General features: G+C 60.9%; 13 protein-coding genes and 2 tRNA genes. 4 read left to right on the top strand and 11 right to left on the bottom strand.

Going from position 1 to position 14,782, the window contains the following annotated elements:
- Window positions 1-106: 106 nt before the first annotated feature.
- Entirely contained in the window at window positions 107-1,384 is a 1,278-nt protein-coding gene (locus CLH61_RS11490) for an O-acetylhomoserine aminocarboxypropyltransferase/cysteine synthase family protein (RefSeq protein WP_099614874.1), read from the bottom strand.
- A gap of 173 nt (window positions 1,385-1,557) precedes the next feature.
- Between CLH61_RS11490 and CLH61_RS11485 the strand changes: the two genes are divergently transcribed.
- Window positions 1,558-2,064, top strand: a complete 507-nt coding sequence (locus CLH61_RS11485; protein WP_099614873.1) for a hypothetical protein — start codon at window positions 1,558-1,560, stop codon at window positions 2,062-2,064.
- Between the two features lie 54 nt (window positions 2,065-2,118).
- On the opposite strand, the gene CLH61_RS11480 is transcribed toward CLH61_RS11485, so the two are convergent.
- Window positions 2,119-3,333 (bottom strand): serine hydrolase domain-containing protein, encoded by a 1,215-nt coding sequence (locus CLH61_RS11480; RefSeq protein ID WP_099614872.1) that lies wholly within the window; start codon window positions 3,331-3,333, stop codon window positions 2,119-2,121.
- Window positions 3,334-3,468: 135 nt separating this feature from the next.
- Here CLH61_RS11480 and CLH61_RS11475 point away from each other — a divergent pair, with 135 nt between their 5' ends.
- The gene (locus CLH61_RS11475) at window positions 3,469-4,914 is read left to right on the top strand and encodes a TrkH family potassium uptake protein (protein WP_228152623.1); all 1,446 of its coding nucleotides are present in this window, start codon (window positions 3,469-3,471) and stop codon (window positions 4,912-4,914) included.
- A gap of 58 nt (window positions 4,915-4,972) precedes the next feature.
- On the opposite strand, the gene CLH61_RS11470 is transcribed toward CLH61_RS11475, so the two are convergent.
- From CLH61_RS11470 to CLH61_RS11430, 9 genes are all read right to left on the bottom strand, one after another.
- A tRNA-Met gene (locus CLH61_RS11470) sits at window positions 4,973-5,049 on the bottom strand.
- 93 nt (window positions 5,050-5,142) lie between these two features.
- The gene (ychF, locus tag CLH61_RS11465) at window positions 5,143-6,234 is read right to left on the bottom strand and encodes a redox-regulated ATPase YchF (RefSeq protein ID WP_099614871.1); all 1,092 of its coding nucleotides are present in this window, start codon (window positions 6,232-6,234) and stop codon (window positions 5,143-5,145) included.
- Window positions 6,235-6,325: 91 nt separating this feature from the next.
- Complete coding sequence (pth, locus tag CLH61_RS11460; RefSeq protein ID WP_228152622.1) at window positions 6,326-6,898, bottom strand: aminoacyl-tRNA hydrolase; 573 nt, start codon at window positions 6,896-6,898, stop codon at window positions 6,326-6,328.
- Window positions 6,899-6,955: 57 nt separating this feature from the next.
- The gene (locus CLH61_RS11455) at window positions 6,956-7,585 is read right to left on the bottom strand and encodes a 50S ribosomal protein L25/general stress protein Ctc (protein ID WP_099614983.1); all 630 of its coding nucleotides are present in this window, start codon (window positions 7,583-7,585) and stop codon (window positions 6,956-6,958) included.
- Window positions 7,586-7,753: 168 nt separating this feature from the next.
- Window positions 7,754-8,704, bottom strand: a complete 951-nt coding sequence (locus CLH61_RS11450) for a ribose-phosphate diphosphokinase (RefSeq protein WP_099614869.1) — start codon at window positions 8,702-8,704, stop codon at window positions 7,754-7,756.
- A 52-nt stretch (window positions 8,705-8,756) separates the two neighbouring features.
- Window positions 8,757-8,831: transfer RNA gene (locus CLH61_RS11445), tRNA-Gln, on the bottom strand.
- A 19-nt stretch (window positions 8,832-8,850) separates the two neighbouring features.
- Window positions 8,851-9,717: a 4-(cytidine 5'-diphospho)-2-C-methyl-D-erythritol kinase gene (ispE, locus tag CLH61_RS11440; RefSeq protein WP_099614868.1), complete on the bottom strand. Its 867-nt coding sequence runs from the start codon at window positions 9,715-9,717 to the stop codon at window positions 8,851-8,853.
- 25 nt (window positions 9,718-9,742) lie between these two features.
- Entirely contained in the window at window positions 9,743-10,372 is a 630-nt protein-coding gene (gene lolB, locus CLH61_RS11435; protein ID WP_099614867.1) for a lipoprotein insertase outer membrane protein LolB, read from the bottom strand.
- The gene (locus CLH61_RS11430) at window positions 10,369-12,126 is read right to left on the bottom strand and encodes a tetratricopeptide repeat protein (RefSeq protein WP_099614866.1); all 1,758 of its coding nucleotides are present in this window, start codon (window positions 12,124-12,126) and stop codon (window positions 10,369-10,371) included. The genes lolB and CLH61_RS11430 overlap by 4 nt, the downstream gene beginning before the upstream one ends.
- 284 nt (window positions 12,127-12,410) lie before the next feature.
- Here CLH61_RS11430 and hemA point away from each other — a divergent pair, with 284 nt between their 5' ends.
- Complete coding sequence (gene hemA, locus CLH61_RS11425; protein ID WP_099614865.1) at window positions 12,411-13,700, top strand: glutamyl-tRNA reductase; 1,290 nt, start codon at window positions 12,411-12,413, stop codon at window positions 13,698-13,700.
- Window positions 13,697-14,782 carry a peptide chain release factor 1 gene (prfA, locus tag CLH61_RS11420; RefSeq protein WP_099614864.1) on the top strand — a complete coding sequence of 362 codons (1,086 nt, stop codon included), beginning with the start codon at window positions 13,697-13,699 and terminating at the stop codon, window positions 14,780-14,782. Before hemA ends, prfA begins: the two co-directional genes overlap by 4 nt.

Genomic DNA, 14,782 nt, shown 5'->3' with positions numbered 1-14,782 from the left:
TTCGGCGAGTCGGTGCGCATTTGCCATGGGGGCAGGGTCGGGTGGTGGGGCAAACGGGCTCGGGTATTTTGGGACACTCCCCGGCCGGGGAGTGCCCCAGTTGGCATCAGGCGCAGGCCGCATCCAGTGCCTGACTGACGTCGGCGATAATGTCGTCAACATGCTCGATGCCGATCGACAGCCGCACCAGGTCCTCACTGACCCCCGCGCTCTTGAGCTCTTCCGGGCTCAGCTGGCGGTGGGTGGTGGTGGCGGGATGGCAGGCCAGGGACTTGGCGTCGCCGATATTGACCAGGCGGTAGATCAGCTGCAGCGCATCGATGAATTTGGCACCGGCGTCACGACCGCCCTTGATGCCGAAGCTCAGGATGCCGGAGGCCTTGCCGCCGCAGATCTTGTCGCAGGTCGCCTTGTAGGGGCTGTTGGCCAGGGCCGCGTAGTTTACCCAGGCCACCGACGGGTGATTCTGCAGGAAACTGGCCACTTTCTCGGCGTTCTCGCAGTGGCGCTCCATGCGCAGGGCCAGGGTTTCCAGGCCTTGCATGATCAGGAAGGCATTGAAGGGAGACAGGGCGGCACCGGTATTGCGCAGTGGCACCACCCGGCAGCGACCGATGAAGGCTGCGGCGCCGAGGGCTTCGGTGTACACCACGCCGTGGTAGGACGGATCCGGCTCGTTGAGCATCGGAAACTTCTTCGCGTTGGCTTTCCAGTCGAATTTGCCGGAATCCACCACGATGCCGGCTACGGTGGTGCCATGGCCGCCAATGTATTTGGTCAGCGAGTGCACCACAATGTCGGCACCATGCTCGAAGGGGCGGCACAGGAACGGCGTTGCCACTGTGTTGTCGACGATCAGCGGAATGCCGTGCCTGTGGGCAATTTCGGCCCAGCGCTGGATATCAACAACGTTACCAGCCGGGTTGCCGATAGATTCACAGAATAGCGCGCGGGTGTTGTCATCAATGGCTTGCTCGACTGCGTCAAAGTCATCATGGGGCGCGAAACGGCACTCGATGCCCTGGTTCGGCAGGGAATGGGCAAACAGGTTGTAGGTGCCGCCATACAGCTGGCTGGTGCTGACGATGTTGCTGCCTACCCGGCAGATGGTTTGCAGGGCATAGGTAATCGCCGCCATGCCTGACGCCAGGGCGAGGGCGCCAACACCGCCTTCCAGTTGGGTCATCCGCTCTTCGAGTACCGCATTGGTCGGATTCATGATGCGGGTATAAATATTGCCCTGGACCTTGAGGTCAAACAGGTCCGCGCCGTGCTGAGTATCGTCGAAGGTGTAGGACGTGGTCTGGTAGATCGGGGTGGTGGCAGCGTGAGTTGTGGGGTCGCCGCTGAAGCCCGCGTGGAGGGCCAGTGTCTCGAGTTTCATCGCAACGTTCCTTGCTGGGGTTGGTTTGAGTTATTGGGTCCGGAGGGCAGTATGCCATAGCGTTGGCGGCGGCAGGATGGTTTCCCTACGGAAAATTCACATTATGGATATGCCTTTTGATTCTATGTTTGTGTATCGTGTCCAGTCATATGGTTCACCAAGGGAGAAGGTTTATGAAAGCACAATTCATCCGCTCTGCCGCACTGGTTTCCGGCGTTCTGCTGGCGGGGGCGCTGGCCAGCGGGCCGGTACTGGCTCAGTCTGATGCCGGCAGCAACGGCCAGCAAGCCGAAGAAATGATCAAGAAGGGCAAGGGCGCTGCCGCCGAGGGTAAAGGCAAGGGCCGCGAAAAAGCCGACGAATACCGCGGCGACGCCGGACAAAAGGCGGAACAGGCCGGTGAGCGCGCCCGCGATGACGCCGAACGTGCCCGCGAACGTGCCGACGGCGAGGCTGAGCGCGCCCGTGAACGCGCAAATGATGACGCGGAGCGTGACCGCGAGCGAGTCCGCGAACAAGCCGAAGAGCATGAGCGCAACCAGGACAAGGCCATGGACAAGGGCGAGTCCTCGAACCGTGACAACGATAACCGCAAGGCGGACCCGGCATCCAAGGGTAGCGAGAAAGGCCAGCAGCAGAAGCAGGAGAAATCCAAGGCCTGGTGGAATTTCTGGGACTGAGTCAGGCCCGCTGACCGCCTTCAATAAAAAGCCCGCATGTGCGGGCTTTTTACGTTACACCAGCGCGCCGTGCACCATCGCCCGCAGCTCCTGCCGGATGGGGTAGGATGAGGACGGCATCAGCTGGGTCATGAAGACCACCACCATGTCCTCCACCGGGTCCACGAAAAAGTTGGTGCTGGCGAGGCCGCCCCAGCCATATTCACCCACCGAGCCGTTGGTATGGGATTTCGCCACATCGGTTTTCACCGAAAAGCCCAGTCCGAAGCCGTTACCTTCATAGGGCGTCTCACTGAACGCTCCGATCGACAGGGCGGGTAGGTCCTGATTGTCCGGCAGGTGGTTGCTGCGCATGAATTCCAGCGTCTTGCGCCCGATAATCCGCTGGCCGCGGAAGGCACCGCCCTGACTGAGGGCCTGGGCGAAGTGGTGGTAATCGTCAACCGTTGACACCAGGCCGCCACCCCCGGACAGCAATACCGGCTCCCGGAGGTAGCGGGAGTGCTCGGGGTCATCCTGCAGCTTCATGGTGTTGTCAGGCTGATGCAGGTAGCAGGCGGCAAACCGCTCCTGCTGGTCTGGCCGCACCTGAAACCCGGTGTCGTTCATCTCCAGCGGGCCAAAAATGTGCTCCCGGAAGTAGTCATCCAGAGGCTGGTCGGCAAGCTGTTGTACCAGGTAGCCCACCACATCCGTTGCAACCGAGTAGTTCCAGGCCGTCCCCGGTGTGAATTCCAGGGGCAGCCCGGCCAGCCGCTCGATCAGCGTATCCAGCGTCAGGTCGCGGCTGCCATCAAGTTTCAGGGTCCGGTAGGCCGCATCCACGTTGGTCCGGTTGAGGAAACCGTAGGTTAGCCCGGACATGTGGGTGAGCAGGTCACGAATGGTCATGGAACGGGATGCCGGTTCGGTCTGGAAGTCCGGATAGACCCCTGCCTTGTAGACCTGCAGGTCCCGCCACGACGGAATGTATCGGTGTACCGGATCATCCAGCAGGAAGCGGCCCTGCTCGTAAAGCTGCATGAGGGCGATTGAGGTGACCGGCTTGGTCATCGAGTAGATGCGAAAAATGGTATCCCGCCGTGCCACCTTGTTGCGTTCGACGTCCATCAGTCCCTGGGCCTTCACCCAGACAACTTCACCATGCCGGGCGACCAGGGTGACGGCACCGGGCAATTTGCCGGGCTGGATATAGCGTTCGTCAAGATGGCGGGTAATTCTTTCCAGGCGCTCAAGAGAGAGGCCGGCAACGACGTTTGCATCGGGCATGGCGGATCCTGTTGGCAAAAGCACAGGTTAGTGCATCGGGGCCGGCGGGAGAAGAGGGAGATAATCCCGTCGCCGCAAGATAAACCTGTGCTATTCTTGCGGCACTTCTGGCGGTGTGCTGGGGTTGTGTGTTCCGTGAGAATTCTTCCTGTCGTGCAGATCATTGGGTTCCTGCTGATTCTGCTCAGCTTCCTGATCACCCTGCCAGTCAATTTGCTCCTGTTCGGAGACATTCCTGATCGCTGGGCGTTTATCCGGTCGGCGTTGATCTGTTTCACGGTCGGCTTGGCCTGCTTCATGGTGACAGGCCGTAAGCGCCATGGTCTCAAGCAGCGTGAAATGTTCCTGCTGACCGTTTCGGCCTGGATTGTCATCCCGATCTTCTCAAGTTTTCCGCTGCTGCTGAGCGATCTCAACCTTTCCGTTACAGATGCCTTCTTCGAGAGTATTTCGGGGGTTACCACCACGGGGTCCACGGTGCTGACCGGTCTTGATAATCTGCCGGATGACATCCTGCTGTGGCGATCGATCATGCAGTGGATGGGGGGCATCGGAATCATCGGCATGGCAGTTGCGGTGCTGCCATTCCTGAGGATTGGTGGCATGCGCCTGTTTGCCACCGAATCGTCCGAGTGGACTGAAAAGGCGGTGCCGCGTACCAACCGGCTGGCGCGCGGGCTGGTGTTCAGCTACCTGGCGATTACTGCCGGCTGCATCCTGGTGTATTGGGTGCTGGGAATGGACCTGTTCAATGCCATCAATCACGCCCTGACCACCGTTTCCACAGGGGGCTACTCGACCTCGGACAGCTCCATGGGACAGTTCGACGGTAGCGCCATCCTGCTCGCGTCGTCCTTCTTCATGATGCTCGGCGGCATTCCCTTCTTTCTGTTTGTGCGCTTGCTGAACGGTCAGTACATGCCGCTGTTGCGGGATAAGCAGGTGCACTTCTTCCTGCAGTTCCTGTTCGGGGTGGCCCTGGTGATTGCCGTCTATCGGATGCTGGTGGACCAGGCCCCGGCAGTCGATGCCTTCGTTCATGCCTTGTTTAATGTCACGTCCGTGGTGACGACTACCGGCTATGCCAGCGAGGACTATACCCTCTGGGGGCCACTGGTGATCGTACTGTTCTTTTTCCTGACCTTTGTGGGCGGCTGCTCCGGCTCCACCAGTGGAGGGATGAAGATCTTTCGCTTCCAGTTGTCCATGTTGCTATTGCGCGAGCAGGTGATTCGCCTGCTTCATCCCAATGCGGTAATGGCGCGTCATTACAATGGCCGGATTATCAGTGATGAAATTGTTGCCTCTTCGGTCGCCTTCTCATTTATTTTCCTGGCCACCCTCGCAGTCTCGGCAGCGATCCTCGCAGCGCTAGGTCTCGATCTGGTGACCAGCCTCACCGGCGCTGCGACGGCGCTGGCGAACGTGGGGCCGGGCCTGGGCGGCAGCATTGGCCCGGCAGGCAACTTCCAGGCCCTGCCGGATGCGGCGAAATGGGTTTTGATGGTGGTGATGCTGTTGGGGCGGCTCGAGCTGCTCAGCGTGTTTGTGCTGTTCTCGCGTCATTTCTGGCGGGGTTAGGGCTAACCAGTCTGAAACGAAAAAAGCCCGGCTCTTGCGAGTCGGGCTTTCCTAATACTGGTAGCAAGGGGCGGAGTTGAACCGCCGACCCCAGCATTATGAGTGCTGTGCTCTAACCAACTGAGCTACCTTGCCATTTCGCTCTGGGCAATGCCCCAAACGAGGCGCGTATTTTCAGTATTCGGGCTCCGTCTGTCAAGACCATGAACCCGATTTTTGCCGAAAAATTTATACGTTGAAGCGGAAGTGGATAACGTCGCCGTCCTGGACGATGTAGTCCTTGCCCTCAAGGCGCCATTTGCCGGCATCCTTGGCACCGGCTTCACCGTTGAACTGGACGAAGTCGTTGTAGCTGATGACTTCGGCACGGATGAAGCCCCGCTCGAAGTCGGTGTGGATGACCGCGGCGGCCTGGGGCGCGGTAGCGCCAACCCGAACGGTCCAGGCGCGGACTTCTTTAACCCCGGCAGTAAAATATGTCTGCAGGTCGAGGAGGCTGTAGCCGGCGCGGATCACCCGGTCGAGGCCCGGTTCGTCCATGCCCATCTCGTCCAGGAAGATGCTCTTCTCGTCATCGTCCAGTTCCGCGATCTCGGCTTCCAGTTTGTTGCAGATCGGGACGACCACGGCATTCTCGGCTGCGGCGATCTCTTTCACCTTGTCGAGGTAGGGGTTGTTCTCAAAGCCGTTCTCGTCGACGTTGGCGATGTACATGGTGGGCTTGACCGTCAGCAGGCACAGCTCACGGATCAGCGCCATTTCATCCTTGTCGAGGCCCATGCCGCGTACCGGCTTGCCTTCGTTCAGTACCGGCAGCAGACGCTCGAAGATGTCCAGCTGGGCCTTGGCCTGCTTGTCACCGCTCTTGGCCACCCGCTGGACCCGCTTGATGGCCTTTTCCACAGTGTCCATGTCGGCGAGGGCAAGCTCGGTGTTGATTACTTCGATGTCGGCGGCGGGGTCAACCTTGTTGGCGACGTGGATGACGTTGCTGTCGTCAAAGCAGCGCACCACATGGGCGATGGCGTCGGTCTGGCGAATGTTGGCCAGGAACTGGTTGCCCAGGCCTTCACCTTTCGAGGCGCCGGCGACCAGGCCGGCAATGTCGACAAACTCCATGGTAGTGGGGACTACCCGTTCAGGTTTGACGATCTCGGCCAGCTTGGTCAGGCGAGGATCGGGCATGGCCACCACACCGGCATTGGGCTCGATGGTGCAGAAAGGGAAATTCTCTGCGCCGATGCCGGCTTTGGTCAGTGCGTTGAACAGGGTGGATTTGCCGACGTTGGGAAGGCCGACGATGCCGCAGTTAAATCCCATGGAGTGCCTCTGCTGGTACGGAAATTGTGTGGGCGGATTATACCGGTGTCTGCCGGCGGGTGCGAGCAGGCGAGAAGGGTGCTGGTACCGCTCAGGGTTTGGGTTTGAAGCTGTGCAGCCGGTTCATGGCAGCAGCCAGTTTGCCGTTGGCGGCGTCCGGGAGCACCCGCAGGGTTTCGTCGAAAACCGCGTTGAGGTCTTCGGTTTCCTGTTTCCCCAGCTTGCCGAGTACAAAACCGGTCACCTTGCGGCTATCGCCGGGATGGCCGATGCCCAGGCGCAGGCGCTGGAAGCTGTTGCTGCCGAGGTGGGCAATGGTATCGCGGAGGCCGTTGTGGCCGCCGTGGCCGCCACCTTTCTTCAGTTTGGCGGTGCCGGGAGGCAGGTCCAGTTCGTCGTGGGCAACCAGAATCTGCTCGGGGGGAATCTTGAAGAAGTCCGCCAGTGCCTTGATGGCCAGGCCGCTGCGGTTCATGAACGTAGTGGGGTTCAGCAGGTGCAGGTCGAGACCCTGCCACTGGATACGGGCGTACAAGCCGTGGTACTTGCGCTCCGGGCGGAGCGTCTGGCCCGCGGCGCGGGCCAGTGCTTCGACGAAGAGGGCGCCGGCGTTATGGCGGGTATTTTCATAGTCGGCTCCGGGATTTCCCAGGCCAACCACCATGACAATATCCTGCGCCACTTGCCGTTGCCCCCTGAGTCACCAGTCGGTAGACCGGTTTTACTCTTCGCCGGACTCTTCAGAGCTTTCTTCTTCGCTCTTCGCGCCTTTCGGCTTGTGAATGGCCAGAACCGGCAGGTTGTGGTCTTCACCCTGAGCCAGAGCGGCAATGCGAACGCCTTCCGGCAGTTTCAGGTCGGACAGGTGAACCACCTGGTCCATCGCCACGTCCATCAGGTCAACTTCGATGAACTCGGGCAGGTTCTGCGGCAGGCAGATCACTTCCACTTCGGTCATCTGGTGGGAAACGGAGCCACCCTGGAGCTTGACGGCCGGTGCGGTTTCCTCGTTGAGGAAGTGCAGCGGTACGTTGACGTGGATTTCGTGGTCCTTGTCAACGCGCAGGAAGTCAGCGTGGGTCAGCAGCGGCTTGTACGGATGACGCTGCAGATCTTTCAGGATGACGCTTTCTTTCTTGCCATCAATTTCGATGGTCAGGATGTGAGAGAAGAAGGCTTCGTTTTCCAGGGCTTTCTTGATCTCGTTGTGCCAGATGGAAATGGCTGTTGCTTCCTTGTTACCACCGTAGATGATGGCCGGGATTTTACGCTCCTCACGACGCAGGCGGCGGCTCGCACCCTTCCCCTGATCGCCACGAGGAAATGCTTCGATTACAAATTCCTGGGACATGGTATGTACCTCAATCTTCATCTGAACGGCCCGCGACCAGGCGAAGGACAGATGACGTTTCTGAAAAACCGGAGAGTTATTTCTCCGGTTGACTAAAAGGGTCGGGAGCCTGATTAGGCTCCCGACCCGGTATCTTGCTGATCAGCCTGAAAAAGCGGAACTTTAAGGTCAGGCGTTCTCGAACATGGCGCTGATGGACTCTTCATTGCTGACGCGACGAATCGACTCTGCCAGCAGGCCCGCCATGCTGAGGGGGCGGATTCTATCACAATTCTTCGCTTTGTCATCCAGCGGGATGGTGTCACACACCACCAGTTCATCCAGCTTGGAGGCGTTGATGTTGTCAACGGCCGGGCCAGAAAGAACCGGATGGGTGATGTAGGCGACCACCCGTGCTGCACCGTGCTCTTTCAGGGCGTTCGCCGCCTTGCAGAGGGTGCCGGCTGTGTCGACGATGTCGTCGACCAGAATGCAGGTCTTGTCTTTGACATCACCGATGATGTGCATGACCTGGGATACGTTGGCCTTCGGACGACGCTTGTCGATGATGGCCAGGTCGGCGTCGTTCAGGCGCTTGGCAACGGCGCGGGCACGTACCACGCCACCGACATCCGGGGAGACCACGATGAAGTTCTCGAAGCGCTGCTTCTCGATATCGTCGAGCAGTACCGGTGTGGCGTAAATGTTATCAACCGGAATGTCGAAGAAACCCTGGATCTGGTCGGCGTGCAGGTCGACCGTCAGCACCCGGTCTACGCCGATGCTGGAGATCATGTCGGCAACCACCTTGGCGCTGATGGCAACGCGGGTGGAGCGTACGCGACGGTCCTGGCGGGCATAGCCGTAATAGGGGATGACGGCCGTGATACGTGTGGCGGAGGCGCGGCGCAGGGCGTCGGCCATCACGATCAGTTCCATCAGGTTGTCGTTGGTCGGGTAGCACGTGGGCTGGATGATAAAGACGTCGTGACCACGAACATTCTCGTTGATTTCTACAGTGGTTTCGCCGTCGCTGAAGCGGCCAACGGTCGCTTGGCCCATCGGGATGTGCAGTTTCTGGGCAATGGCTTTGGCGAGTTCCGGATTGGCATTACCGGAAAAGATCATCAGTTTGGACACGACGGCATCCTTCTCAGTATCGGCGTTTGATTCAGAAGAAGCGGGAGAAAGGTGGCTGGGGTGGTAGGATTCGAACCTACGCATGACGGGATCAAAACCCGTTGCCTTACCACTTGGCGACACCCCAGTATCGTGCTTTTTCGGCATCATCTTAGCTCTGTCAGCTTTTTGTGTAGAGGTGAAATGTTCACCCCTTTAGCTACGAACCCCGTGATGCCGGAGGGTTTGCTTTCCCAGATAATCCGGGCTGCGGATTCTGTCGGGAAACGTCCAAAAATGCAAGCCCCGGTTCCGGTTAATCTTGCAGGTCCGAATTGTGAAAGCCATGTCAGGCTTTGGTTAACCTCCGGATACAGTTTGCGAACTACATCCTCACAGTCGTTTCGGTACCTCGAGGCGTCTCCCTCAAAAGCGGGCGCTATTTTGATTCTAGGGGTGTCCCTTGTCAACCCTTGTTCTGAAAAAATATTTCCGGTGTTTATATCGCAGGCAGGTTTCAGAACCACGAACCAGTCCTCCGGCGGATGGGCCGGCGTCAGTTTCTCTCCGACACCCTCGCCCCAAGCGGCAAAACCGCGGACAAAGACCGGTACGTCGGCACCCAGGCTGAGGCCCAGTTCGGCCAGTCGGTCGATGCTCAGCCCAAGGTTCCACAGATGGTTAAGGCCGAGCAGGGTGGTCGCGCAGTTGGAGCTGCCGCCGCCGAGCCCGCCGCCCATGGGCAGGCGTTTGTCGAGCCGGATGGTCACACCGGGTAATTCACGAGGCGTGGTGGAGGCCAGCAGGCGGGCGGCACGGATGATGAGGTTGTCTTCGTCCGCCACACCAGGCAACGGATTCTCCAGGCGCACACCGGGCGCTGTGGTGAGCGTGAAGGTGAGGTCGTCGCCGTAATCGAGGAACTGGAACAGGGTCTGCAGTTCGTGATAGCCGTCAGGCCGGCGGCCGACGATATGAAGAAACAGGTTCAGTTTCGCCGGCGAGGGCAGGGTGAGCGGATTTGGTGTGGTCATGGTGCGAGCTGCTTCCACGGTGGGTTCAGATTTGCCAGTCGGTGATGACCAGGCGGACCCGCTTGTCACCCTTCAGGGCGGTGATCCGTGCCGGTAGTTCGGGATAGCGGTTGCCGGAGGCCTGCCAGCGGTCATAACGGATTTCCCAGCCATGCTGGCGGATCATGGCCAGACGGCTTTGCTGGTCGAAGTAGAGGCGGAAGTCCTCCGCGGGCCCCGGTAGCCCGCGTACCCACCATACCAGGCTGTCGATCGGCAGCTGCCAGCCGGTTGCGGCTTCGATCAGGCTCTCCGGGTCCGACGAGGTGTAAGTCTCGCCATCGGACAGGGTGAGTTCCAGGAAACCCGGCACACCCTTGAGGCGGGTCTGGCCCAGTCCGAGGAAGGCAGAGGACAGCGACAGGTCATAGGCTTCGCCATTCTGTATCCAGTGGTTGATCACGGCCGTTCCGCTGTCGGACGGCTGGCGAACGGCCAGCTTGCCAGCCAGTTCCCAGCGGGTCAGGCTTTTCAGGGTGGCGCTGCGTTCGCCCCAGTTCGCCGGGGGCTGGCTGGTCAGGCCCTCCGGCAGGGGTTCCATGGTGATGGTGGAGCAGGCGCTCAGCAACAGGCCCGCAGCGACGGCTGCTGCCGGCCAGATGGTGGCGAGTTTCATAAGTCGTCCGTTCCTGTCAGCCGCTGGATGGTCTCCAGTAACAGCGGATGTTCCGGGTTGGCTGCAAGGCCTTCTTTCCAGATGATGCGGGCCTGGGTTTGCTGGCCGCTCACCCAGAGGGCTTCGCCATAGTGGGCGGCCACCTCCGGATCGGGGAAGGCGGCGTAGGCCTGTTCGAGGTAATCGATGGCGCCGCTCAGGTCGCCCTGGCGGTACAGCACCCACCCCATGCTGTCGAGGATGGCCGGGTTTTCCGGGTCCAGGCTGAGGGCGCGTTCGATCAGGCTGCGGGCCTCGCCCAGGCGGTCCGTGCGGGTGGTCAGGATATAGCCCAGGGCGTTGAGGGCGACGGCATTCTGCGGATCCTGCTCCAGCAGAGTGCGCAGGTCCTGCTCGGCGTCCGCCGGCCGGTTCAGGGCGTCCAGCAGCATGGCCCGTGAATAGCGGATGCGGATGCTGTCGGGGTATTGGTCGAGTGCCTGGCTGGCGCTGTCCAGGGCCCGCTGTTGCAGATCCCGGTCCATCAGCAGATTGATTTCCAGCAGCCAGAAGCTTTCACCCTGCTCCGGGTGGGTTTCGCGCATGCGGCGGATGCTGGCCAGGGCCTCGTCAAGTTGTCCGGCATCAGCGCGCAACTCGCTGGCCCGGGCGAGGGCGGGAAAATAATGGCTGCCTGCCTCTACCTGCTCGTAATAGCCGATCGCAAGTTTGGGTTTGCCTTCGTCGTCGGCAATGCGGCCGAGGTAATAGTGGGCTTCGTCAGTATGGTGACCCTCGCTGATCAGCTGGGTCAGTTCCTTGCGGGCCAGGGCGAGTTCGCCATTTTCCAGGGCGACCAGAGCGTGGGAAAGGCGCAGCCCGGGGATGTCCGGGAACTGTCTGACCAGGCGGGCGAACTCGTCCTGTGCGGCGCGCATCTCCCCCTCGCTGATCAGCATGCGGCCATAGAGCGTGCCCATCTGGCGGTTCTGCGGGAAGCGGCGGGTGTTCTTCAGCAGGTAGTCCAGGGCCGACATCTTGCGCCCGGTCTGGTAGAGCAGATCCCCCTTGAGGATGATGGCGGGCTGAAAGTTGGGGTGCTGCTCCAGTAACGTATTGAGGCGCTCAAGCCCCTGGTTTGGCTCACCGGTCATCTTCAGTAGCAGTGCGATGCCGTATTCAATTTCCGGATTGTCGGGGTGACGCTCGGCCAGTCGGGTATAGAGAGTAAGCATTTCCTGCTGCTGTTCCGGCGGCAGGTTGCCGGCCATCGCCGCCAGGCTGTCAAAATCGGCATCGCCGCCCAGATCCATGATCTGCTCCATGTGGGAGAGGGCGGTTTCCAGGTTGTTTCCGCGCAGGGCCTGAATCGCCGAGACGCGGTGGGCCTCCAGACTGGCCGGATCAATCTCCAGCCACAGTTTGGCCAGCTGGCGCTGGGCGTTGTCGGCGTTGAGGGACTGGGAAATCCGCATCGCGCGCTCGGTAATGCCTTCGTCGCGGGACAGCTTGGCCGCCTGCACATAGTTGGCGAGCGTGACGTCAAAGCGGCCGCGCTGACCGGCAATCTCGGCGCCCAGCAACAGATACAGGACTTCCGGTTCGAAATCGGCGTAGTTGACCTCGGCGGTGCCTCCGGCTTCCTCTGTGGCCTCCTTTACCGGTGCGGCTTGTGCCTCTGCCTCCGTGGTGTCCGGCCCGGCGGTGACGCTGGCGCAGCCGGAAACAGTCAGGCCGATCAGGCCGGAGAGCAACAGCAAGACAACTTTTTGCATGTGACATCCTGTGTTCAGAAGACGGTGCACCTGACGACATATCAGGCCGGCCGCAAATCCGGGCCGGGTAGGGTTCTATGATGGCATAAGCATCTGATCTTGCCCAACCTGTCCGCACTTCCCCATACCTGTTGGACATTTGGGTGGCAGCGGAGCGGTCCGGCCGTTAAAATGCTGGCAGAACCGGCTTGTTTCCCGTTCCCGTCGTCCAGGTGCGCCGCGTGCCGGGACAAGGTGACGACCATAAGCCGAACAACAGGTGATGAGGGTAGTCTTACTCTGATATGGCATTGCTAACGCTGGGTATTAACCATCGCACGGCCCCCGTGGAGCTCCGTGAGCGCGTTGCGTTCACGCCTGAGCGCATGGTCGAGGCATTGGCGGAGTTGCGCGCGACCACCGGTGCGACCGAGGCGGCCATTCTTTCCACCTGTAACCGCACCGAACTTTACCTGGCCGGTGACGACGACTGTGCTCCGCAGGTACTGCGCTGGCTTGCCGGCTTCCACGGCCTTGACGCCAGTGAGCTGGAGGAAGTGCTGTACACCCACTGGGACACCGATGCGGTGCGCCACATCATGCGGGTGGCCAGCGGGCTCGACTCGATGGTGCTGGGTGAGCCACAGATTCTCGGCCAGCTCAAGGATGCCTATGCCCTGGCCCGGGAGAAGGGGGCCACCGGCAGTTTCCTGTCGCGTCTGTTCGAACAGGCGTTCTCGGTGGCCAAGCGGGTCCGAACCCAGACAGCGATCGGCGAGAATCCGGTGTCAGTCGCCTATGCTGCGGTCAGCATGGCGCACCATATCTTTTCCGACATGTCCCGCAACCGCGCGCTGCTGATTGGCGCCGGTAAAACCATCGAACTGGTTGCCCGCCACCTGGCCGATGCCGGCGTCCGGGATTTCCTGGTTGCCAACCGGACCCTCGAGCGTGCCCAGGTTCTGGCGGAATCCCACAACGGGCGGGGTATTCTGTTGTCCGAGATTCCCGACCATCTTGCCGAGGTGGATATCATCATCTCGTCAACAGCGAGCCCGCTGCCGATACTCGGCAAGGGGGCGGTGGAGCGTGCGCTGAAGCACCGCAAGCACCGGCCGTATTTCATGGTGGATATTGCGGTGCCCCGGGATATCGAGCCGGAAGTGGCCGACCTGGCTGACGTCTACCTTTATACCGTCGATGACCTGCGCCACGTTATCGAAGAGAATATCCGTTCCCGGGAAGGGGCAGCCCGGGAAGCCGAGAACCTGATTACCGCCGGCGCCCAGGACTTCCTCGCCCAGTTGCGGGCGCTGGATGCGGTATCCACCCTGAAACAGTTCCGCCAGCGGGCAGAAACGCTGCGGGACCTGGAAACCGAAAAAGCCCTGCGGGCACTGCGCAATGGCGGTGACCCGGAAACCGTCCTGCGCAGTCTGGCGCGGGGCCTGACCAACAAACTCCTCCATGAGCCCTCCGTCCAGGTACGCAAGGCAACGGCCGAAGGCCGGCCGGAAGTGACCGAGTGGCTGCGTGAACTGCACCAGTTGGAAGCCCGCGAAGCCGAGGCTGACATCACCCCGGAAAAACTATGAAGTCATCGATACAGTCCCGCCTCGAGCAGTTGGTTGACCGCTACGAGGAGGTCAGCGCGTTGCTCAGCGATCAGGGGGTGATCGCCCGCCAGGACCAGTTCCGCGAGTTGTCCCGGGAGTTCGCCGAGATCGAGCCGGTTGTTCTGGGCTTCCGGGCCTATCGCGAGGCGCTGGGTGATGTCGATGCCGCCACCGAACTGGCCCGCGACGGTGACGCCGAGATGCGGGAGATGGCGGAAGAGGAACTGGATGTTGCCCGTCGCAAGGTCGCCGAGCTGGATGAGGAGCTGCAGCGGCTGATGCTGCCGAAAGATCCCAATGATAGCCGCAGTGCCTTCCTGGAGATCCGTGCCGGGACCGGTGGTGACGAGGCGGCCATTTTTGCCGGCGATCTGTTCCGCATGTACCTGCGCTACGCCGAGCGTCGCCGCTGGCAGGTTGAGGTGATCAGTGAGAGCCCCGGTGAGCATGGCGGTTACAAGGAAATCATCAGTCACGTGGTGGGTGCCGGCGCCTACGGAGCGCTGAAATTCGAATCCGGCGCCCACCGGGTGCAGCGGGTGCCGGAAACCGAATCCCAGGGCCGTATCCATACCTCCGCCTGTACGGTCGCGGTGATGCCGGAAGCCGACGAAGCCGAGGCGGTCGAGATCAACAAGGCAGACCTGCGCATCGACACCTTCCGCTCCTCCGGTGCCGGTGGCCAGCACGTCAACAAGACCGACTCCGCCATCCGGATCACCCACCTTCCGTCCGGGATCGTGGTGGAATGCCAGGAAGAGCGCTCCCAGCACAAGAACCGGGCCAAGGCAATGAGCCTGCTGGCTTCCCGCTTGCAGAATGCGGAGCTGGAGCGGCAGCAGAAATCCATGGCAGAAACCCGCAAGAGCCTGGTCGGCAGTGGCGACCGCTCGGAGCGAATCCGTACCTACAACTTTCCCCAGGGCCGCATTACCGACCACCGTATCAACCTTACCCTGTACAAACTCGATGAGGTGATCGGCGGCGATCTGGACCCGGTTATCGTGCCCCTGCAGCAGGAGCACCAGGCCGAACTGCTAGCCAGCATTGCCGAGGAGTAA

Origin of the sequence: Marinobacter profundi (genome assembly GCF_002744715.1) — a bacterium.
GTDB classification, from domain to species: domain Bacteria; phylum Pseudomonadota; class Gammaproteobacteria; order Pseudomonadales; family Oleiphilaceae; genus Marinobacter; species Marinobacter profundi.
The sequence above is the reverse complement of the archived record's forward strand: the minus strand, read 5'-3'. Positions and strand labels throughout refer to the sequence as shown.

Excerpts from the sequence above, each read along its gene's own strand:
- CLH61_RS11480 (WP_099614872.1), bottom strand. The coding sequence starts at position 3,333 with ATGCCCGATGCAAACGTCGTTGCCGGCCTCTCTCTTGAGCGCCTGGAA.
- CLH61_RS11455 (WP_099614983.1), bottom strand. The coding sequence starts at position 7,585 with ATGTCCCAGGAATTTGTAATCGAAGCATTTCCTCGTGGCGATCAGGGG.
- prfA (WP_099614864.1), top strand. The coding sequence starts at position 13,697 with ATGAAGTCATCGATACAGTCCCGCCTCGAGCAGTTGGTTGACCGCTAC.
- hemA (WP_099614865.1), top strand. The coding sequence starts at position 12,411 with ATGGCATTGCTAACGCTGGGTATTAACCATCGCACGGCCCCCGTGGAG.
- ispE (WP_099614868.1), bottom strand. The coding sequence starts at position 9,717 with ATGACCACACCAAATCCGCTCACCCTGCCCTCGCCGGCGAAACTGAAC.
- CLH61_RS11430 (WP_099614866.1), bottom strand. The coding sequence starts at position 12,126 with ATGCAAAAAGTTGTCTTGCTGTTGCTCTCCGGCCTGATCGGCCTGACT.
- CLH61_RS11490 (WP_099614874.1), bottom strand. The coding sequence starts at position 1,384 with ATGAAACTCGAGACACTGGCCCTCCACGCGGGCTTCAGCGGCGACCCC.
- lolB (WP_099614867.1), bottom strand. The coding sequence starts at position 10,372 with ATGAAACTCGCCACCATCTGGCCGGCAGCAGCCGTCGCTGCGGGCCTG.
- ychF (WP_099614871.1), bottom strand. The coding sequence starts at position 6,234 with ATGGGATTTAACTGCGGCATCGTCGGCCTTCCCAACGTCGGCAAATCC.
- CLH61_RS11485 (WP_099614873.1), top strand. The coding sequence starts at position 1,558 with ATGAAAGCACAATTCATCCGCTCTGCCGCACTGGTTTCCGGCGTTCTG.
- pth (WP_228152622.1), bottom strand. The coding sequence starts at position 6,898 with ATGGTGGTTGGCCTGGGAAATCCCGGAGCCGACTATGAAAATACCCGC.